At 38.8% G+C, this 21,222-nt stretch carries 23 protein-coding genes and 3 tRNA genes; 1 reads left to right on the plus strand and 25 read right to left on the minus strand.

Translation table 11 applies throughout. The annotated features are described in order from the left end of the window. Positions 1-17: 17 nt before the first annotated feature. From FEE42_RS05270 to FEE42_RS05295, 6 genes are all read right to left on the minus strand, one after another. Positions 18-665, minus strand: coding sequence for a DUF3560 domain-containing protein (locus FEE42_RS05270; RefSeq protein WP_077477564.1), 648 nt, complete (start codon positions 663-665; stop codon positions 18-20). Positions 666-758: 93 nt separating this feature from the next. Continuing rightward, a complete protein-coding gene (locus FEE42_RS05275) occupies positions 759-1,196 on the minus strand; it encodes a hypothetical protein (RefSeq protein ID WP_164027869.1) in 438 nt (145 codons plus the stop codon). Positions 1,197-1,314: 118 nt separating this feature from the next. Next, entirely contained in the window at positions 1,315-1,596 is a 282-nt protein-coding gene (locus tag FEE42_RS05280) for a hypothetical protein (RefSeq protein ID WP_237184485.1), read from the minus strand. A gap of 165 nt (positions 1,597-1,761) precedes the next feature. Further along, positions 1,762-2,205 carry an STY4534 family ICE replication protein gene (locus FEE42_RS05285; protein WP_164027870.1) on the minus strand — a complete coding sequence of 148 codons (444 nt, stop codon included), beginning with the start codon at positions 2,203-2,205 and terminating at the stop codon, positions 1,762-1,764. 740 nt (positions 2,206-2,945) lie between these two features. After that, complete coding sequence (locus FEE42_RS05290) at positions 2,946-4,955, minus strand: DNA topoisomerase III (RefSeq protein WP_164027871.1); 2,010 nt, start codon at positions 4,953-4,955, stop codon at positions 2,946-2,948. A gap of 68 nt (positions 4,956-5,023) precedes the next feature. Further along, the gene (locus FEE42_RS05295) at positions 5,024-5,314 is read right to left on the minus strand and encodes a hypothetical protein (RefSeq protein WP_164027872.1); all 291 of its coding nucleotides are present in this window, start codon (positions 5,312-5,314) and stop codon (positions 5,024-5,026) included. A 132-nt stretch (positions 5,315-5,446) separates the two neighbouring features. Here FEE42_RS05295 and FEE42_RS05300 point away from each other — a divergent pair, with 132 nt between their 5' ends. After that, positions 5,447-6,142, plus strand: a complete 696-nt coding sequence (locus tag FEE42_RS05300) for a hypothetical protein (protein ID WP_077476108.1) — start codon at positions 5,447-5,449, stop codon at positions 6,140-6,142. A 209-nt stretch (positions 6,143-6,351) separates the two neighbouring features. Here FEE42_RS05300 and FEE42_RS05305 read toward each other — a convergent pair whose 3' ends face one another. The 19 genes from FEE42_RS05305 to thrC all read right to left on the minus strand — a co-directional run bounded on the left by FEE42_RS05305 (position 6,352) and on the right by thrC (position 21,143). Beyond that, positions 6,352-6,822, minus strand: a complete 471-nt coding sequence (locus FEE42_RS05305) for a hypothetical protein (RefSeq protein ID WP_164027873.1) — start codon at positions 6,820-6,822, stop codon at positions 6,352-6,354. A 55-nt stretch (positions 6,823-6,877) separates the two neighbouring features. Continuing rightward, positions 6,878-7,321, minus strand: coding sequence for a single-stranded DNA-binding protein (locus FEE42_RS05310; RefSeq protein WP_164027874.1), 444 nt, complete (start codon positions 7,319-7,321; stop codon positions 6,878-6,880). 23 nt (positions 7,322-7,344) lie between these two features. After that, complete coding sequence (locus FEE42_RS05315) at positions 7,345-7,536, minus strand: hypothetical protein (RefSeq protein WP_164027875.1); 192 nt, start codon at positions 7,534-7,536, stop codon at positions 7,345-7,347. Positions 7,537-7,641: 105 nt separating this feature from the next. Further along, positions 7,642-8,121 (minus strand): hypothetical protein, encoded by a 480-nt coding sequence (locus FEE42_RS05320; protein WP_077476115.1) that lies wholly within the window; start codon positions 8,119-8,121, stop codon positions 7,642-7,644. Positions 8,122-8,202: 81 nt separating this feature from the next. Next, positions 8,203-8,760 carry a hypothetical protein gene (locus FEE42_RS05325; protein ID WP_077476117.1) on the minus strand — a complete coding sequence of 186 codons (558 nt, stop codon included), beginning with the start codon at positions 8,758-8,760 and terminating at the stop codon, positions 8,203-8,205. A 207-nt stretch (positions 8,761-8,967) separates the two neighbouring features. Then, the gene (locus tag FEE42_RS05330) at positions 8,968-9,462 is read right to left on the minus strand and encodes a DUF3158 family protein (RefSeq protein WP_077476119.1); all 495 of its coding nucleotides are present in this window, start codon (positions 9,460-9,462) and stop codon (positions 8,968-8,970) included. 9 nt (positions 9,463-9,471) lie between these two features. Further along, complete coding sequence (locus tag FEE42_RS05335; RefSeq protein ID WP_077476121.1) at positions 9,472-10,218, minus strand: PFL_4669 family integrating conjugative element protein; 747 nt, start codon at positions 10,216-10,218, stop codon at positions 9,472-9,474. Positions 10,219-10,453: 235 nt separating this feature from the next. Continuing rightward, positions 10,454-11,686 carry an STY4528 family pathogenicity island replication protein gene (locus tag FEE42_RS12665; protein WP_206023161.1) on the minus strand — a complete coding sequence of 411 codons (1,233 nt, stop codon included), beginning with the start codon at positions 11,684-11,686 and terminating at the stop codon, positions 10,454-10,456. Positions 11,687-11,855: 169 nt separating this feature from the next. Further along, a complete protein-coding gene (locus tag FEE42_RS05345) occupies positions 11,856-12,419 on the minus strand; it encodes a DUF2857 domain-containing protein (protein ID WP_077586587.1) in 564 nt (187 codons plus the stop codon). Then, on the minus strand, positions 12,412-14,172 hold the full coding sequence (locus FEE42_RS05350) for a ParB family protein (RefSeq protein WP_077476125.1): 1,761 nt from the start codon (positions 14,170-14,172) through the stop codon (positions 12,412-12,414). Before FEE42_RS05350 ends, FEE42_RS05345 begins: the two co-directional genes overlap by 8 nt. A 2-nt stretch (positions 14,173-14,174) precedes the next feature. Further along, positions 14,175-15,554 (minus strand): replicative DNA helicase, encoded by a 1,380-nt coding sequence (gene dnaB, locus FEE42_RS05355; protein ID WP_164027876.1) that lies wholly within the window; start codon positions 15,552-15,554, stop codon positions 14,175-14,177. Between the two features lie 12 nt (positions 15,555-15,566). Beyond that, a complete protein-coding gene (locus FEE42_RS05360) occupies positions 15,567-16,385 on the minus strand; it encodes a ParA family protein (RefSeq protein ID WP_077476129.1) in 819 nt (272 codons plus the stop codon). 64 nt (positions 16,386-16,449) lie between these two features. Then, positions 16,450-16,525: transfer RNA gene (locus tag FEE42_RS05365), tRNA-Lys, on the minus strand. A gap of 52 nt (positions 16,526-16,577) precedes the next feature. Next, a tRNA-Leu gene (locus FEE42_RS05370) sits at positions 16,578-16,664 on the minus strand. A gap of 2 nt (positions 16,665-16,666) precedes the next feature. After that, a tRNA-Gly gene (locus FEE42_RS05375) sits at positions 16,667-16,742 on the minus strand. 143 nt (positions 16,743-16,885) lie between these two features. After that, positions 16,886-17,773 (minus strand): protease modulator HflC, encoded by an 888-nt coding sequence (gene hflC / locus FEE42_RS05380; RefSeq protein ID WP_164027877.1) that lies wholly within the window; start codon positions 17,771-17,773, stop codon positions 16,886-16,888. Beyond that, entirely contained in the window at positions 17,773-18,987 is a 1,215-nt protein-coding gene (gene hflK, locus FEE42_RS05385; RefSeq protein ID WP_164027878.1) for an FtsH protease activity modulator HflK, read from the minus strand. Before hflK ends, hflC begins: the two co-directional genes overlap by 1 nt. 125 nt (positions 18,988-19,112) lie before the next feature. Next, positions 19,113-19,820 carry a 4'-phosphopantetheinyl transferase family protein gene (locus FEE42_RS05390; RefSeq protein WP_164028814.1) on the minus strand — a complete coding sequence of 236 codons (708 nt, stop codon included), beginning with the start codon at positions 19,818-19,820 and terminating at the stop codon, positions 19,113-19,115. A gap of 48 nt (positions 19,821-19,868) precedes the next feature. Beyond that, a complete protein-coding gene (thrC, locus tag FEE42_RS05395) occupies positions 19,869-21,143 on the minus strand; it encodes a threonine synthase (RefSeq protein WP_164027879.1) in 1,275 nt (424 codons plus the stop codon). Positions 21,144-21,222 lie beyond the last annotated feature (79 nt).

Raw genomic sequence — 21,222 nt, forward strand, 5'->3', positions numbered from 1 at the left:
GCACTTGAGTGTCAATATTATGCCCAAAGTACTTCCGCTAATTTCACTTTTTTCTCAAGCTCATTCACGGCTTTTTTGGCATAGGTGAGCGAAAAAGGATGCGCACGTTTTTCGGGATTATCTTTCAATTTCTGATGTTTTTCCTTAGCTTTTGCCAATTCAAACTGAAAGAATTCAAGACTTTCCGGCATAGATAAATCAATTTTTCCTGCTCGACTTTCCCAATATGCGATTTTGTCATCGTAACTTTCTGCTTTTCTCATTTCCTCAACGGATTTTTCCATCCGTCGATGATTACGATCAATCAGTGCCCGATGACGCTTTTCGCTGTGGTGACCGATTTTAATCGGCTCCCCCATACTCAAAAATTCCCGTCCTTCCTGGGCTGCCTCAAAATACTGATGGCTACGTTTCATCGCATTATGCGCCGCATCTTGATAGCGTTGCGCTCTTTGCTCAGCACGTTTTTGGCAATCCATCCCATCACAGCGGGTAAAAGAATAAAAGTAGTGATCCGCACTTTGTTTAACCAAATTGTGAATTTCTACTTCAACTTCTTTACCATGTCTGCTGGTAAGAACGATAATATCGCCCTTTTTATGGGGTTCCTGGCATTTTGCAACAAAGACGTTTGGGGCAAACTTAGCATAAGTATTAGTTATCATCGTATTTCTCCTCGATGTAAAAGTAAGGGAAATACGTCACCCAAAGGGAAACCTATTTCCCTTTAGGGGTGTAAAATGTAAAAGAAAATTAATCTAAAACAGCTTTCTAGGTGAATAGCTGATATAGCCTTCGGCTTTTTCAATATCGACAAATAAATATTCATATTTGTCGTAAAGTTTAACCAAAGGATGTGTCCGATTTAATACGCGACGGCAAAGAGAAGGGGCTCTAAAAAAGTACCAAGGTATGGCACAGTAACCCGCATCGTATTTTTCTGCCATATTAAACGCATCAACGGTATCTAAGTAAGCCGCATCTTGATCGGCTTTCTCTGATGCCACGGCAATCTCGGTATTTAACCGATGTAAAATATCCGCCCATCCCGGTGAAGACTGAATCCGTTGACGAAGATAATCTCTTAGATCTAGCAAATCATTTTGATAGATTCTCAGGAGATAAACGCTCTCCATCACGTTTTCATAGGTTGTTTTACGGGACAACGTTGGTAAAGGTAAATAGGTCGCCATCATTTTGTTTCTCCTCATAGAAAACAAAGGGGAAACATCCGTGGGGAGGTTTCCCCAACGGGTAAATGAAAGATAAAAGTGCGGTTAAATTTGAACGCACTTTGGAAGGTAAAAGAAAGAATTAGTTGATAAACTTCATCAAGCTCATCAATACACCTGTTCCAGCCAAAATTAAACCTGCCATTTTGTACATGGCTGAAGTTAATTCTGTTCTCAATTGGGACATTTCCAATCTAAGCTCAGCTTTTAACTCTTTTAAATCAGCTTTGGTTGCAAGTGGGCTTTGGCTTTGTTCCAGTGCATCATCTAATGCATCTGCAAGGGCTTCGGCCATTTCGGTCGATTGATTAGCCTCTTGCAATTTTTTTACAAAGCGCAGTTTATCAAAGCGAATGGTTGCCATAGCATTCCCCATATAATTTCTCCTAAGATTGGTTAATCATAACACAAAGAGAAATTCACCACGAAGGGAAAACTTCCCTTTGTGGGTAATGGAAAAAATCACCATTATTTCGGTAAAACAAAGACCAACAACATTGTTGGTCTTTATTGTTTAAGATCATGCTGACTATTGATTTTCACCTTGTTCAGCCGATTTTTGCGATTTTTGTTCTCGCTGATATTTAACTTCACCATCAACTTTAATCATATCGATGCGAATTAAACGCCCTTTTAAGGACACGCCAACATCCCCTTTTTTATGGTACTGAGTATCCTTTGAATAAGTAAAGGTATCAGTCCATATATCAGAAATGTTAAATGAAATGAGCACTTTTTTCTTTTCATTCACGGCTTGTTCACAACGTTTAATTAAACTTTCGGCTTCTTTACCAACAACATTGGTATCGAAATAACGATACTCCACATCATTGTTATCACCGACTAAAGCGGCAATACGGCAAGCTAAGAAAGGCGAACCTTTTTTAGGTGTTACCGTGCGAATATCGCTTAAATAGCCGATGCCTGTGGTGTGTAAGTTAAAATAAGTTTTAGCGTTAGTTTGAGTAGACATAATGTTTCTCCTAATGTAAAAAAAAGCGGAGAAACATCCTTGCCCAACACGGGAAAAATGTTTCCCGCTAGGGTTAATTGATAAGTAAAGTAAGCGTTCCCAATTACCATTGGAGCCCTTTTCAGAACGCTGAGAGACATTGAATTCCCTACTCATCAACGATGAGTCATTGCTCTTTCAAGGGATAGCAATGTTTAAGTGCTATCAACGATAGCGGCTTAAGATTAGGAAATGATCGTAATGTAGCCACTTCAAAATAAAATAAATAGGTTTAATTAAATATTACGTTTTGACAATAAAATAGCCCCTAGGCAAACGCACCAGGGGCTATACAGATAAGAACAAATTTGATAAGTCAGGCTATATAATACAAGTGGTGCTGTATCATCCTCGTCAAAACATAATACAACGACATTCTTCTATTATTCGGTAACAAAGCAGCCTCTTACCGATATAACGCGCATTATTACAATGCAAAGGGCACTCAATGTTTCACCGGTGAGCTCCGGTTTGGATAAATGAGCATTACTGCAAGGACAAAAAAATACCTCAATACTCTTTTGTCCTTACAGTAAATCACTTGTAAGGTAGCGACAAAAAAATCGTATCGCATGGTTTAGTTTGCATTCCTGCCAACAGCAGAGTCCTTTTCAGAATGCTGAGGAACATTTTTCTGTATTGATGACCGACAATACAAAGCGGTTTTGCAAATCAAATTGTAGCAAATCTACAAAACAACATCAAACGAGGATCTGATTTCCCCTTTCTCTCACAACTTTTTTCTTTCTTGTTAGTTTTCCGCCAATACTTTCTAATCCATCACATTTAGGGTATTGGCTGCATCCCCAAAATAAACCATTTTTTCCCTCCCGCTTGATCATCGGGGAACCACATTTAGAACACTTTTTAATTTCAATATTCCCTAAAGAGATCACTTTTGCAAGACACTCTTTCATCAATTGCCGAATAAACTGCTCTTGTCTCTGCATAAAAACATCAAGTGAAAGCGTTTTTTCTGCAATCTGATTTAGCGCTTGCTCCCAAAGCGCGGTTAAACCCGGATCTTTGAGTAATACCGGCAAGTTATCAATCAAAGAAACGGCTTCATTTGTAGCAATCAATGATTTCCCTTTTTTGGCTAAGAAACCTTTATCAATCAATCCTTGGATTGTTCCCGCTCGAGTAGCTTCTGTGCCAAGCCCTTCCGTTTCACGTAACCGTTGTTTTAATCTCTCATCCGTAACAAATCTAGCCGCATTTTTCATTGCGGTGAGTAATGTTCCTTCGGTGAAATGGTTTGGCGGTGTAGTTTGCTGAGTTTTCATTTCCGTATCGACAACCCGGCAAGTTTGTCCTTGCGTTAAGGTCGGGAGCGCTTGTTTAGATTCATCTTCTTCATCAAGCGTTTTGCCAAATAAGATTTTCCAACCGGGCGCAATCAACACATTCCCCCGTGCAGCCAACACATGTTGACCGCACTTTAAGGTCATTTGGGTTTTATCGGTTTCACTAACCGGTAAAAATTGTGCAAGATAACGACGGCGGATAAGGTCATAAAGTTTAAATTCTTCCTCTGACATTTTGTTAATATCAACCTTCGCCATGGTCGGAATAATGCCGTGGTGAGCGGTAATTTTTTTGTCGTTCCATGCTCGGGATTTTTGGTTGAGATTAAGTTTTGAGGCAATAGATTGTAGTCGGCTGTCAGATTGAATGAGACAGTGAATTACCCTCGGAGCCTCCGCTAACTGTGATTCCGGCAAATAACCGCAATCAGTACGCGGATAGGTGGTTGCTTTATGAGTTTCATAAAGTGATTGAGCAATATCAAGCACTTGTTGCGCTCCCAACCCATAAAGACGATTGGCTTCAGATTGTAAATCGCTTAGCGCAAATAAAAGTGGCGCACTTTGTTTTTCCCGTTTTGTTTCAACTGATTCAACTTTCGCTTGACCGATTTGCCGAATCTGCTGATTGGCAGTCTGTATCACTTGTGCGGATAAACAAAGCCCATCAGCATCACAATATTGTTCAGGGATAACATATTGTGTAACAAAAGGTTGCGTTCCCTCAGAAAGAATGACTTGTAATGTAAAGTGCTGCTTTGGAATGAAATTTTTAATTTCACGGTCACGATTAACGACTAAGCTCAATGTAGGACTTTGTACACGCCCCACACTTAATGGTTTACCTTGATAACCCTTTTGTTGGGCGAGTAACGTAAAAAGGCGAGAAAAATTCATGCCAATCAACCAATCGGCGCGACTACGAGCAAGCCCTGCATAATAAAGCGGTAAGGTGTCTTCGTTATTCTTTAATGTCCCTAATGCCTTACGAATACTGGCATCATCTAATGCAGACAACCAAAGGCGTTTTATTTGACCTCGAAACTTCGCTAAATCAAGCAGCTCCCGGGCTATCGTTTCCCCTTCTCGGTCAATATCGGTGGCAATCACAACCAATTGTGCTTGCTTGATAAGTTTTATCACAATGCTGTATTGTTTTTTCGTTTCTTTTTTAGGTGAAAGTCCCCATTGTGACGGAATGATAGGTAAGGTTTCAAATGCCCATTTTTTAAAAGCGGGATCGTATTGTTCCGGATTAAACTGCTCAACCAAATGCCCAATTCCCCAGCTCACAACCAATTGACCATCCGGTGTTGATAAACAACCCTCACCACGTTTTGTTGCCCCTAATACTTTGGCAATATCATTACCTTGAGAAGGTTTTTCACAAAGAAATAATTTCATCGTTACCCAATTGACTCATGTTAATTAATTATATTGAAGTTAAATCGGTTTTAAGGTAAAAGTAATGATTAATTGTTATGAATGTTTAGAGAATTTTTTTTATGGTCATTTTTTATGAAGAACGATTTTAATTCTTTTCGATAAAGATCGGTTGTTTGAATAGCAAGAAGTAGCGGTCGACATGCTTCACAAGAAGAAATGGTCTCTAGTTCTAAGCTAGAATTACTTTGATGGCGACTGACAAAGAACTCCCAATCATCAGGATATACGCCACCATGAATGGTGATAAAAAAATCCTGAATATCTTCTATTGGCGCAGACATAACCCAGTTCTCTAATTCTTCTTGATAATCTGACATAACTTGCTCAATCGTTCGAGGGAAGATCGATGATGACATGAGAAATCCTTTTTAATTATATTTCCTACAATTAAATCGAATCAATGAAACCTAAACAATCAATAATTCAATTGTAAGTAAAGGAGAATATTTATGGGATGGAAGAAAATTAGAATTGATTTTGCTACAACAGTAAAATGTCAATTTTGTCCCCGACATATTACATCGGGTAAGGCCGTGATTGTCCAACACGATAATGGGATGCTAAGTTATGCGGGGCCAAGCTGTGCGAAAGATCCAAATAAAGTGGATAACCCTAAAGAAAAAATTATAGATGTAACGAAAGGATGTGTAGAAGAACATACCACCACTAAAAATAAGACACAAACAGCAATCAATACAGTTCAGGATGAAGACTTGCCTACGTCATTAGATGATGATAACTATTTTGACGAAAATGCGGCTAAAGCTTATTTGTTGTTAAGGTTTGAAAAACTTGCTCACATTCAAAAAATTTCAGATTTTAGGTCAGAAAAGTTAAGTGGCATTTATCAAAAATATGTAATTAAGAACGAAATATCACCGGATGATGAAAAATACCTTAATATCGTCATACATGGCGATAAATATCCAAAATTTACCTATAAATCATTACAATCACTCTATGCCACTGATTTCTGGTTAAGGGTATTCCTAGAAAAGAAACCAGAACATAAATTCATTAAAAGTTTACTTGAACAACTTCATCAGAACTTAAGCTTAAGCAAACCTCAAATGGAAAAACTAAATGAATGTTTTACCGAAGTAAAAGGAATGAAAATTACACTAAAAACAAATTCTTTTGGGTAAAAAAAGCCCCTTTTCATCGTGGGGCGAGAGTTTAGATGAGATGAATGGTCAAAGGATTGACCGGTAGGATCTCAAGGAAAGTTATTGTTATAAGATACAAAAATATTATAAAAATTTATCTTTTAAACAAAAAGAGAAAAAACATAAAAATAATTTTTCAAAAAAAGCTCCAACCGATGTTGGAGCAAATAAGGAGAATTCACCATTTATTATTTTATAGTTTTTAAAATATCTTGTTTAATTTCTGCGACCAATTCAGGCGTACCACGGACTTTCCAGTATACTTTACTATTTCTCCCATCTTTTTCAAGGCTAATATCAAGGTAATATTGATTATTCTCACCAAGCGCCCGCGCCATACGATAATAAACCCCCGGATTCGTTTCGTGGACAATACCATCTTGTTCCATTTGATGTGTTTTCCATTTACGCACATCACCGTACGCTCGTCCTAGATATTCATCTTTCGTTGGAAAATTAAATTCTCGTTTTAAACGAACATATAGGGTATCAATATCACGCTTAGAAGTGGCTTCGTCATCAAAAGACTGAATACTCCCAATTCCCAATGTTTTATTGAGTTGGCCTGCAAATTCACCTACTTTATTATTAATAGCAGTAAGTTCGGCACATCCATTCAAACTTAATGCTATTAATGAAATAAGAAAAACGTTTTTCATCAAGAATATCTCCATTCAATCTGACATATTTTTACATGTTTTATATTTATGGAATTCAGAACGGAATATCATCATCAAATCCACCCATTGGAGGCTGCTCTAAATGAGGTTGTTGAGCCGACTGATGAGAAGATTGATGACCAGGTGCTGAATTTGAATTTTGCGGACGAGAACCTAACATCTGCATCACATCACCCTGGATTTCGGTTGTGTAGCGATCTTGACCATTTTGGTCTTGCCATTTACGGGTACGCAAACGTCCTTCAACATAAACTTGCGAACCTTTCTTCAAATATTCACCGCAGATTTCGGCTTGACGGCGGTAAAACACAATTCTGTGCCATTCAGTCATTTCACGGCGTTCACCGGTATTTTTATCCGTCCAACTTTCACTGGTTGCCACACTAATATTCGCAACAGCATCCCCGTTTGGCATAGTACGAATTTCAGGATCATTTCCAAGGTGTCCAACAATAATTACTTTATTTACGCCAGCCATAATAACTCCTTATTTTAAAAATATTATTCTTCCCACTTTTCGGCATAGATATGATTTCGAGTTTCAAGCTGGTTTAATTGGTTAAGCACATAAATCGCTAATCTTTTCTCATCATCCTCATTAAAGGAAGATTTAATTTTTTCGTACTCTACTGACGAATCAACCACCGACTTTCCATCAATACTGATACTAAAATGAATATTCACTTTTCCCATAATATTACTCCCATGCGTAATTAATGAATTGATGGAGATTGTGCATACATTATGAAGAATACTTAAGCGGAAATTCACTTGATAAATAAGAGAATTTTGAGTCGCTTATTTAGCCACACCGACTCTATTTTCAATATTTGAATAAAGATACAAACGTTTTCTAATAATATACTCCACAAGACTACGATAAAAATCCTGAACGAGCTCCAATTCATCCCGCTTTTCATTCTTTAGAGAATTGTCAATTTGACTGAGAAGAGTAGGTTTAAAAACCACCTTTAAAATTTCATAATCCGAATAATAGTCCAGCGATGGATATAACCAATCTAATACAAGATCAGATTCCAAACTAAAAAATTTATAGGGATTCCAAAGAATTTCTCTCAATAAGATACCCATTTCACCAAGAGATAATTTATATTGAGAGCGAAAAGATTCAAAAAGGTCGATATCGATATAGCATCGGTTAGAAGAAATATGTTTCAAAAATACTTCCAATTGACTTTCTTGCTTTTTTAACAGAAATTTTTTTAATCTCCATCGGATATATAGGTAACGCAAACGTTGAGAATATGGCAATTTCATGATTACCTCTACAAATAAATTTGGTAGAGATATTACTTATAAACCGACAAAAACCAACTATTAATCAAATGCTTTAAAAAATTAAAAAATATTTCCTATTTTATTAATAAGAATAAGTCCTTCAGGAATAATTTGAAATATACTGATTGATGTTGTAATGATACCGATAACTACGGTACAACATAACTTAAACTGATTTTTAGTATTTAAGGTTTGAATTTCTTGGGCAATTTGAAATACTAGCTCTGAAGAAGACTCATTCATTTTTACAAGTGCTCTCATCTTATTTCGCAAAGTGACAGGTAAGTCAGATAGAAACCCCATATTTTGATAACGTAGAGAAATTTTCCGTAAATAAGCTAACTTAGCTTCATCATCAAAATCACTATCATCCTCTAATTCAACAAGTAACCCAAATAATGTGGTACAAACTTCATCATATTTAAGCTTAGTTTTAGCAATATAAATATCCAATGAGTCATCGTTAAAAAAATCTCTTAGCAATGCATTCCTAATGATTTTCTTCAACTCCGTCATACGAGCTTGCTGGTGATATTTATAAAATCCCCAAATTATCGCAAAACCAATTAGATCAAACACAATAAGAAATGCAAGATTCATTTTATCAGGCTCAGACATAATTGCTCCTTAAAAGTGATGTACTGCGATGTATTCACACTTGAAAATATCACACTTCACTTAAATTATCATTGCCTTTTCCTCGTCAAAGGTAAGGGGCTCGCTCCCTTACCTTTAAAGGCCTTTTATTTAAACCTTTACAAGCAACCATTTTCAAGGGATTACAAGCAATGAAAAAAAGGCTATACAGGCAACAAGGATCGAGGATCAAATATGTTCCCCACCTTGAAATAGCTCATCAATTTTTTCCATTTTCTCCGCACACTCTGATAACTGGCGCATAATAGAGGTTAATATAGAAACTTGCATATTCAGCACCAGACGCTCTTTTTCTATCTGCACCAACGATTTTCTGACTTTATCGGAATAGCTCACATCACTAACAATATTTTCCCAAGCTTTTTGTCCGCTTTTATTATTTTCTACATTGCGCCAACGTAAATAAACTGATCCGGCACTACTGGCTGAATCACGATAAAGTAAAAGAGGAAGTGTTCCCACGAGCGTATCGGTTATATTTCTAACAATCGTGGGATAATTTGCAATCATACCGTCACGTGCAATGCGAATCTGCTCCAGTAGTAGATTAATTTCTTCTGGTGAAGATAATTCCCCGAAAAAATTTCGCATAAGTCCGTTGATATTATGTTTAGCAGCAAGATCTCGGTACATATTTTCCGGAATTAACGCATAAATTTTCATTGTGATAATTTACTCCCTCTCTAAAACATCACTATTATCGGATGTACTTGGATGAATATCCGGTGCAAAACGTGCCCGACGCGTTCCTTCTACAATGTCCTGCGGCAATTCAAGTTTAAAGCGTTGTCGCACTTCTTGATAACGCGCTGAATTATCGCGCACATCTTGGCGGGTAATTCCGCTATGTCGGTACGTTTCGATAACCCCAAAACAACGACGTAATAAAATTGAACCGGCTTCAAGCCATTCACGGGCTTCGGCTTTTGTCAGCAAGGCAATATAAGCAGCCGTCATCGTTGTTTTTGCCAGTGTATCAAACTCACAAAGTAAATAAATCAATTTATACGCTAAAGGAGAGTCGGCATAGATTTGATAAATAGCGGGTTCAATATTACTGCAGCGTTGAATATCAATCCCATCAGGGAGCTGCTCTGCATGGATTTCAACTAAATCTGCGATAAGTTTTTTCATTTGTTCTGTATTATTGAGCACCATATTTTCAAATTCGACTAAATAATAATCCGCATAAGGATCGTCATTTGCCGCATCTTTTTGGAGCTGAGAGAGAAGTGATAGACATCCCGGTATGCTTAAAATCCCGGGACGAACAATTTTTTTTCCTTCACGAAGGATAGGGCGACCTTGCCACATTCTTGTAGCATATTGAGAATGCAATGTTAATGTAATCTCACTACGAAGTGCGCCCATTTGTGGTTGCGTTGATTGTGGTTCATGCGATGTATTTTCTGCGATCATGGTGTTACCTCTTTTTATGTAAAGAATTTATTGTCTATTTTTTGTACTAACTGTTTCCAGGGGAAACACTTTGTCTATTTTTTGTACTAACTGTTTCCAGGGGAAACACTTTGTCTATTTTTTGTACCAACTGTTTCCCAGGGAAACACTTTGTCTGTTTTTTGTACCAACTGTTTCCCAGGGAAACACTTTGTCTGTTTTTTGTACTAACCACTAAACTTTAACCTGTACCAGACTATACCCGCATTAAACCGGCAAGTTTCCGAATTTCATCAAAATCAACATAATGCGTTTGGTGTAATGAATCAGTTAAACCGGGTAATATTCGTTTAGAGCCAGGTTTCCTCTCTCCTGTTTCATCAACTTGAACTGTCAAAGTTTGACGGTTTTTATTCAACAAATAAGGTTTAAATTCCCCACTGTTGGCTCGCTTAACCAAATTAAACAAGTAGCCGGCTGGCTTGAGTACTTTCCCATCTTGAATACGTTGTATTGCTTCAAAAATGACGGCTTGTAGGGTCTCTTGATCTAATTTCATCATCTCATTTGCGATAGACTGTTTTTCCAACGCACTCAATTTAAATTGCCCTAATTGTGAATAAATAAATTCGGTACGTTCCGTACTAGTACTGTACTGAGTATTTATAGTACTAGTACTGTACTGTGTTTTTACTGAGTTCCCTAATGGAACTAAGCCTAAAATCAATGACTTATCGTTATTTTGGTGACTCAGTTCCCTATTGGAACTCAGTGAATTTTTACTGAGTTCCATTTTGGAACTGAGTAAATTGTTTGTTTTTTGACCCAGTTCCATTTCTTCTTTACTGAGTTCCCTATTGGAACTCAGTAATTTTTGTTGTGTTTTTTCGATAGCTTGAGCCAAGTTTGATGGTAAGGATGTAGATACAGATTCAGGCGTTTGTTGTTCAACAAACGCTAAATAACGCTCACGGATAATTTCAATATGAGAAACTAAATGCCATACGGTATCCGAACTTTGCACAACCTCATCAACAATAGAAAGCGCGACATCGCGTAATATAGGATCACGATGTTTTGCCATCTTTTCGACAAAACGAAGATAGTCATCATTAATCACTAAACTATCTGCAATACTAAAAGGTTCATCGTTCATGACATAGACATTACCCAATATTTGTCCGTGACTATTTCGTACGGTTTCACATAATGTCAGCCAACGGGTTAAACGCAGTAACATAACGGTTTGGCTGACCACTTTACGTGATATCGGTTTTTGTTGATAGCTTCGATCTGACAACCACAACGCTAAAGTGTCATAAGAAGGAAACATCGCCCCCTTAAACTGCATTGAATGTAGCTTAATAATCTGCCAAGCCGTCTTTGCTCTTGATGTGAGGTATTTATCCATCAATAACCTTACCGGTACGGTCTCATGTCGATTCCCGACAAACAGTAAACCTTGAAAGTCTTTATTTTCCGGTAACATTTTTTACTCCATACTTTTATTTAGTTTTTCTCTTGCCATATTGAATAATTTCTATATTATGGAGCACCTAATGCAATGAAATGAGTACTGACCCTTCTAACCCTAGGTGCTCGGCATTAAACGACAATCCCCAAGCGAGTTCCCCAACTCGCTTTTTATTTGGGGAAAATTATTTCCCTTCTTTTATCCATTGCGAAACAAGACGCCAAACTTCTGTTAAACTTAACTCCGTTTCCTCAGCGATATACATCAGCAAATCTAATCCTTCTGTAGAATGTTCAATTTCATTTGATGAAACTGAATGCTTATTCTCTTGCCAAAGTTCCCACACTTTTAACTCATCTTGTTCATCTGCGTTTTTCTTGCGACCTATATGTTCTTTAATCCCCAATAATTTTCGACGTGCCGATACTTCTGAAGAGCTCCAGCCAAATCGAGAACGTAGCATTTCACCGGAAATCCCCAGGTTCAACGCACGGTCAATAATGTTACGCTCTTGTGAATTTACACGAACTGACTCGATAAGATTCCAAAAGACAGAATGATTAATCTGAATAGAGGCAAAAGAACTGCTACTATCGCATAGCTCACAAATTTCCTCCGTTTTCAAATTCATAATGGCGGCCAACTCAGATTCATCGAAACCTAACTGATAGCAATAATTAAGTTCGCCACGGCGAATGTGGGCGATGATTTCTGAAATCAACGCTTGATTCAAATTCGTATTAAGCATTTTGACCTCCAATATGTTGTGCGTTGATATAACGGTATAAACGAATTAAACGGAATAAACGAACGAGCATTAAATCCGACATCGTATTACCGATTAAATAATCTAAATTTAATAAATCAGCTTGTGGTGCGAGTTGTGGCTCTGTCGCCAATATGGTTAATAGGTGATAGACAAACAAGGTAAATTCTGAATACTCCTCTCCATCGAGCGGACGCATACGGTAGCTATAATCAATCGGATCATGTTGTACATGTTCCACAAACTGCCCCAATCCCACTTCTTCGGCAATATCTAGGGCGAGAGAATAGGCTTCCATTTTATGTTTGCGATTTGGGTAGATTTTCCAAATAGTGGTGACCGGCTGTTTACCACAATTCGCAAATTCCAATCCATTAAGTTCCGCTTCTTCTTGACGTTGTTTTTCTGGATTGACACCCGGGGTAAATCCCAGATCATTAAAATGCTGAATAACTGCAGAGGAAAAATCAGTCTCTGAAATCCCTAAATGAGGTAGAGAGTCACCGCTATCAGCCTCCGGCACAGAAGAACTATCAGATGAAGTCGTTTGATAGGTCATCATTGACGGAGTGATTTCATCATCTTGCTTTGTTACCTGAGACTGCTCGGACTGTGCCCATTTCTTCTGTTCTTGGCGTGTTGTATTTCGTTGGGATTGTTCAATCTGTTGGGATATTGCCTCTTTAATTCGGCTCTCGCTATCTTGCGTTCGTTGTAAAATTTCCGGCTGCTTTTCAGCTAACTTCTTCAGTTTTTGTTCGGCAAGATCAATTTCAAATTTAAAGGTTTCATAGGGAACCTGATAACTGAATGCTTCGGTGATATGACCAATCAATTGATCTTGAAAATCATTAATAACAAACTCCGTCGGCTCTTCATCAAATCCGGTGAGCGCACTCATCCAAATTACATCAAAATCTTGATGAGCCTTCGTTTCTTCTATATGCTTTTCCCACGAAAGCTGTGCATTGCGACGAATTGTTAGAAGTTTTTCAATCTGATGTTTTCCCATCCCATTTAACAACACATTTGGAATATGCGGATATAAATACGTTAAACATTGCTCCATTTTGGCTATTAAGGAATATGAGATCGGATAACCATTCTCACCCAGTTTTTCAGAGAGTTTACGATGTGAAAAATATTCGCCATATTTTTGCTCATATAACTTTTTCACCTCACGAATCCCTAGGGCTTTCTCAATAAAAGAGAGTTCACCCCGTACATCATTTTCAGCTAAGTGTCCAATCAGAATATTAAGTTGTGAATTGATGTCATCCGCTTCGCCTTGCCAAGGTTTAAAAACGCACTCAATCGACCAAAAACGAAGATCTTTCGTTTCCTTAAAGAGCTCATTAAGTGCCTGTAAACGGGTATTACCGCCATCTAAAATCGTGTAAAAACTATCTCCGGGACGTTGGGTAATATTGGGTGAATGATCCAATCCACGGGATTTTATTGATGCCTTAATTTCTTCGTAGGCCGGGTTTTTAGTACGACGGGGATTACCTTCATAAGGACGTAGCTGATCTAAGGTAACCGTAATTAAGCGATTACCACTTTGCATTTCTGTTTCCGATGAAACGGACTGATAGGGATTGAGAGCTTGGCTTTGTACCATTTTTTCATATTCCGGCGAATGATTCATAATTGCCGGTGTGGATAAAGCAGCCAACATTTTTTTTGCACGTTCTTCTTTATCTTTAGAAGGAACAAAAGGATTTTTCACACTCATTTTTATAATCTCGCTAATCGTTCATATTCTTCATCTGGGATATTCTCAAAAAGTGACAACTCCCCTCTAAACTGACTCAATACCGTGCCAATTGGACCGTTACGTTGCTTGGCGATAATGATTTCAGCGATACCCGGCATTTCCGTATTGTCGTTATACACTTCATCCCGATAAATAAAGAAAATCATATCGGCATCCTGCTCCAAGGAGCCTGAATCCCGTAAATCCGATGAGATAGGTCGTTTATCCGCACGCTGTTCTAGGTTTCGATTTAACTGGGACAGGGCGATAATTGGGCAACCGATTTCTTTTGCTAACTGTTTCAACTGCGTTGAAATACTGCTAATTTCTAAGTTCCGATTTTTACCATCTTTATAGGTCGGATCAGACATTAACTGTAAATAATCAATAATAATGACTGAAGGGATGCCATATTTACGAACATTACGACGCACTTTCGTCCGTAGGAGTTGTGGCGTGAGGTAACTGTTATCATCTAATAACAATCGGTCTTTCCACTGATGTGCAATCATGCCAAAAGCGTTACCAATCCTTGCCCACTCTGTTTCATCAATTTGAATAGCTTGACGTATTCTTTGTAAGGGAACTCGGGCAAGGAGTGCCAGGAAACGTTGCATAATTTGCTCTGCCGGCATCTCAAGACTGTAATACTGAACAGTACTTCCTTCTTTCTGTTCAAGCGCTGCTTTGGCAAAGGTCAGTGAAAGTGCGGTTTTACCCATTGAAGGACGAGCAGCAAGTAAAATCAAATCACCGGCTTGTGAACCGGTTGTATTCACATCAAGGCGATCAATACCAAACGATGTCCCGGTAACAGGGGAAAGATTTTTTTTGCTTTCGTCCATTCTTGTTATAACGAGATTGAGTACCTCAGATAAATTGACATTTGTTTCTTTATCTGAACGATTAAGGGTCAATTCAGTCAATCGCTTTTCTGCATTAGAAATCAGTGCATCAAGTGAATCCTGGGAATTCACTTTTCCTGTTTCCTTTCTTAGAAAATCGCCTAACGCATAAAGTTGGCGGGCTTGACTATCGGTACGTACAATCTTGGCATAGGCTTCAACATTTGTTGCACTTGGTGTCTTATTTGTAATTTCAGCCAAATAAGCAAGCCCACCGCACTCTTCAAGCCAGTTCTGTTGTTTTAACGCATGTTCTACCGTCACCATATCTGCCGGTTCATTATTCATCAGGAGCTGACCGATAACGGTAAACATCAATCGATGATGACCGAGATAGAAATTATCTGCGGTTACAATAGAACTCAATTCATCCCATTTATTATTATCGAGGAGCAATCCGCCAATCACGGATTGCTCTGCTTCAATATTGCAAATGATTGGAGGTTTTTGATTCATCTTTCACCTCCATTAACGAGCTTGGAATTTATCTGCCCATTGTGGGAAAAGTGAAATACAGAGTTTGCGGATATTCTCTTTTTCATCCTTGTTATGACGATGAACAGGAAGTGCAAGACTGGCTGCTTCACGGTAAGCCACACGTGCCGGAATCGCTAATTCAAGCAATTCCATATAGCTATCATTGCTTTCGATAAAGAGTTTACGCAGACTTTCAACCACTGATTTTGCATCATTAGTTTTGTCTAAGCAGTTAATTACGGCTTTTAATTGAGGTAATTTGAAACCATGTTTGGTAAAGACTTGAAGTTGCTGATAAAGCCCCATTGTTCCCCGAACAAATTCACGGGCTGATAGCAACTCAGGTTTGAGTGGCGAAATGACCAAATCACTTGCCAATACAGACATATCGACCGTGATCCCTTTTGTTCCTCTTGTATCAACGAGAATTAAATCATAGTTTTCTAAGGAACGGACAAGATCATTGAAACGCAACATCCCATCAGGAGAATTGCGTAAGTGTGTGGTAATCGCATCCGTAGGATCATTAGATTGGATAATATCGAGATGAGTATACTCTGTTTTTGAAATGACTTGCTCGGGGTTTGTATTACTTTGAATAAGGAATTCAAATAATCCCTGAGGTGCTGTGTAGTTTAAATTATAGTAGGTAGATAAAGTAGGTTGAACATCGGTGTCTATCATTAATGTGCGCAAACCACAGTCTGCACAAAACGCACCGATATTGGCAACATTCGTTGATTTCGTTACGCCCCCTTTAGTGGACATAACAGTAACGATAAATGCTGAATTTTGGGATAAATTTTCCATAGTTAAACTCTCTTGTCAAGAGCAAACTAATGAAAAGCCTAGAGGTAAGTAATTAAGATAGCATTGGTGGGTCGTGAAGGATTCGAACCTTCGACCAACGGATTAAAAGTCCGCTGCTCTACCGACTGAGCTAACGACCCTAAGAATAGGATATTAAAGAGGTTTTTCAGCGAATAGTTAGCAGCTATTAGATGGTGCCCGAAGCCAGACTTGAACTGGCACGCCTCGAAAGGCGAGGGATTTTAAATCCCTTGTGTCTACCGATTCCACCACTCGGGCGATGGAGCGGGAAACGAGGCTCGAACTCGCGACCCCGACCTTGGCAAGGTCGTGCTCTACCAACTGAGCTATTCCCGCATTTGTTGTCAGGACAACGGAATGCATTTTACTGATTTATGAAATGCTGTCAAACAGAAATAGTAAAAAATAGATTGATTGCTTAAAAAAAACTCAAAAATAAAGTGCGGTATTATAAGACCGCACTTCTATGCTATTTCAAACTACTTATTCGGTGTTTTCATAAAGCGGAAGAAATCACTATCCGGCTTTAAGATCATCATATTATCCGGATTTGCAAAACTCTCTTCATAGGCTTTTAAGCTACGCACAAAACTAAAAAATTGTGGCTCTTGTGAAAATGCCTCAGAGTAAAGTTTTGCCGCTGCCGCGTCGCCCGAACCGCGCAACTCTTGCGCCGTTTTATTGGCATTTGCCAAAATCAATGTGACTTTACGATCGACGTCAGCTTGAATGAAAGCAGCTTTTTCTTTACCTTGTGAACGATGTTCCCGTGCCACTGCATCACGCTCTGCGCGCATACGTTGGTAAATTGAAGAAGAAACTTCGTCCGGCAAATTAATCTGTTTTACACGTACATCGACTACTTCAATCCCAAGTTCAGCCGTACTGTCCTGACCGGAATTCAGGGCTTTTTTTGCCCCTTCCATTAATTCGCCTCGGGTACCGGAAACAATGTCTTTAATTGTACGCGAACCAATTTCAGAACGAAGACGATCATTTACTTTTCTGCTTAATAAACTTGCCGCTTGGCTGTAATCTCCACCACCGGTTGAGGTGTAAAAACGCCCGAAATCACTGATTTTCCATTTAACATAGGAATCCACCAACAAGTCTTTTTTCTCCACGGTGACAAAGCGTGTTGCCGAACCGTCTAAAGTGCGAATACGGGCATCCAACACCTTAATACTATCGATAAGCGGCAGTTTAAAATGTAAACCCGGCTCATACACAACAACTTTATTATCCGCATCACGCTGCACTTTGTTAAACCGCAACATAATGCCTCGCGTACCTTCAGCGACAACAATAACACTTGAATAAATCACCGCAGCGATAACGAAAATAACGGGTAATAAAAATTTACGCATTAATTGAATCTCCCTTGGCGAATCGGTTCAACCATATTATTTTTGGAATTATTTGATTGATTTTCCGGTTGCATTAAAACAGGCATAGGATCAACCGCACGTTGTACTTTTGATTCAGTTCTTTTTCCCATAATTTGTTCAATCGGTAACACCGTTAAATTATTACCGTTGTTTCCGTCCAACATAATTTTAGGTGTATTAGCCATCACTTTTTCCATGGTTTGAATATATAAACGCTCACGCAATAAATCAGGCGCGGCTTTAAATTCCGGCAATAAGCGTTGTAGTCGCTCTACTTCCCCTTTCGCATCTAACACAATACGATCTTTATAAGCCGTTGCCTCTTCTAAAATACGTTGTGCATCACCTCGTGCTATCGGCTCTCTTTCACGGGCATAAGCTTCCGCTTCACGAATAAAACGCTGCTCATCTTCTTGTGCTTTAATTGCATCGTCAAAAGCATCTTTTACTTCTTCCGGCGGACGCGCAGATTGGAAGTTCACGTCAATGACATCAAGCCCCATATCATAAGGTTTGATAATTTCGTTTAAAGTTTTCCAAGTATTCTCACGCACCACGGCACGCCCTGTGGTAAGAATATCGTTCATTGTCATGTGACCTATAACATAGCGTAACGCACTATCTGTCGCTTGATTTAAGCTATCATCAGCATTTGTCACGCTAAAACGATATTTTGCCGGATCTTGCACACGGTACTGCACGGTCATTTCCACTTTTACCATGTTCTCATCTTGGGTTAACATCGCACCTTGGGTTTTCAATTCCTTCACTTGTTCCACATTGACCGGCAAGACTTTATCCACAAAAGTCGGTTTCCAGTTTAAACCGGGTTGAACAATAGAATGTAATTCGCCAAAACGCAACACAACGCCACGCTCGGCTTCTTTAATGGTATAGAAACCGCTTGCGCCCCAAACAATCGCACCTAATGCAACTGCAATCGGTAACGCTTTCCCCCAATTAAATGGAATAGAAGGCGGATTGTTAGAGCTACCATTATTTTGACCGCCCTTTTTACCGCCACCGAGTTTTTTCAGTAAATTATTAAAAATTTCCTCAATATCCGGTGGAGATTGATCTTGCTTTCCACGGTTTTGATTTGAATCCCATCCGTTATTTGATGAGTTTTCAGGTTTTTGCTCATTGCTTTGCCCCGGCTTGCCCCAAGGGTCTTGCCCAGAATTCTGCGACATGTCGTTTCATTCTCCATTTGTCAAAAAATTGTTACGAGTTTAGCGAAATAAATGGGGTTAGTCTATGAAAATACAAGGAATGCAAGCAATAAAAAATCCTTGAGTGGTTTCAAGGATTTTTTGCACTAATTTACGTTATATCTAACAAGATGATTTGGCGTTCTTTTCACCAATTCCTTACCATTCCAATGGAAAAAGTGCGGTTGATTTTGGCGTTGATTGACAAAAAACGCTAAATAAAAAGGTAGTTCATCAGTAAAAAACAGTTCGCCCTGCGGACAATAATCCGAAAAAATTTTTAACTCATTGGGTAAATGACGCACTTCAGACAATTTCATAATGCCTACGCCTTGGGATTTTAATATGGCTTCACGCAAACACCAGCTACGATAAAACGCTCTTTCGCTGTCCGATTGTTGAGTAAACCACATAACTTCCTGTTCCGCTGCAAAATGTTTGATCAAGTCAAGGAAATGACGTTGTTTTGGAAATTCTATATCAATACCAACCACACTTTTCTTTTCCTCGTTGCTCTCCAAAATAACCGCCACCCAATCCCCCGAATGACTCATATTAAAATCAATGGTTTCATTGGAAAAATAAGGTCGCCCACTCTCTGTGCGTTCAATATGTGCCAAAAGTGCGGTCTTTTTTCCTGTCATTTTTAATAATTGCCAAAGTAGAAAATGTGCTAATCCCCGACATTGGTGGCGTTGCCACACACGTGGATTGTCGGATTGAAGAGGAAGTAAACTTTTCGGTACAAGTTCAGACGGAATCTCACAAAAAGGGAAAGCTTGTTGAATATTGGCGTAAGCGATTAAGGTTGTCATAGCACAGTTGAAAAGTGAAAGTGCGGTCATATTTAACCGCACTTTTTGTTATTTCAGTAAATAAGCACGTAGTTGCGCAAAGTCATTTTCCATTTCATCGGAAAGTAGTGGTAACTTATTGTGCTTATCTAATGCTTCCGGTAGAGGTAATTCAAGGTTTAAAATTCTCTCAACGGACTCTTTAAATTTCGCCGGATGTGCCGTGCAAAGGAAAATACCCGTTTCATCGGCATTTAGTTGATCTTTTAACAGTTGATAAGCTATCGCACCGTGCGGTTCACAAATATACCCCTCTGTATGCAATGCTTTTAAGGTTTCTTCAGTTTGCTCATCGGTAAGCATACCTGAACCTAAATCGGTTAGTTCCCAACCATTACGCTTGAATAATTCTTCCACACGCGGCCAGTTATTCGGACGGCTAACATCCATTGCATTAGAGAGTGTTGCCACAGTCTCATTCGGTTCCCACTTGCCTGATTGTAAATAACGCGGCACGGTATCATTAGCGTTGGTTGACGCAATAAAGCGCTTAATTGGTAAACCTAAGGCTTTGGCAATTAATCCTGCCGTTAAATTACCAAAATTCCCACTTGGTACAGAAACAACTACATTATTGCGTTTTTCTTTTGGTAATTGAGCAAGCGCTTCAAAATAATAACAAATTTGTGCAAGTAAACGGCTAATGTTAATGGAGTTGGCGGAATTTAACCCTATCGCTTCACGTAGTTCCGCATCATCAAAGGCTTGCTTAACCAATGCCTGACAGGCATCGAAATCACCATTAATAGCAACAGTGCGAATATTACCGCCAAGGGTACAGAATAATTTTTCTTGCAGTGGGCTTATTTTACCTTTCGGATATAAAATCACTACATTAATATTTTCTAATCCGTAAAAGGCATGAGCCACCGCTGCACCGGTATCCCCTGAAGTAGCCGTTAAAATGGTAATTTTGCCGTCGCCACGCACATTAGCAAGTGCTTGGGCCATAAAACGTCCACCGAAATCCTTAAAAGCAAGGGTCGGCCCGTGGAATAATTCTAAGGCATAAATGTTATCTTCTACCTTTTCTAAAGGTGCCGGAAAGGTAAAGGCATTTTTGACCATCGCATTGAGCATCTCCGTTGGAATTTCCGTGCCGATCATGGCGGAAAGTATTTTTTGGCTACGTTCAACCAATGGCAAATCTAATAATTCATTGATGTTATTTAATGTTGGAATGATTTCCGGAAAAAATAAGCCCTGATTTGTTCCAAGCCCCTGACGAACAGCTTGAGCGAAACTAACCCGTTCCTCCGGGTGTTTGATGTTATATAAATTCATTGTTAAACCGTTTATAAATGATAAATAAAATAGATTAAACGTTATCTTGTTTTGAAATTAAACCTCTGTTTTCTTCACA

Origin of the sequence: Rodentibacter caecimuris (genome assembly GCF_010587025.1) — a bacterium.
Taxonomy (GTDB): domain Bacteria; phylum Pseudomonadota; class Gammaproteobacteria; order Enterobacterales; family Pasteurellaceae; genus Rodentibacter; species Rodentibacter caecimuris.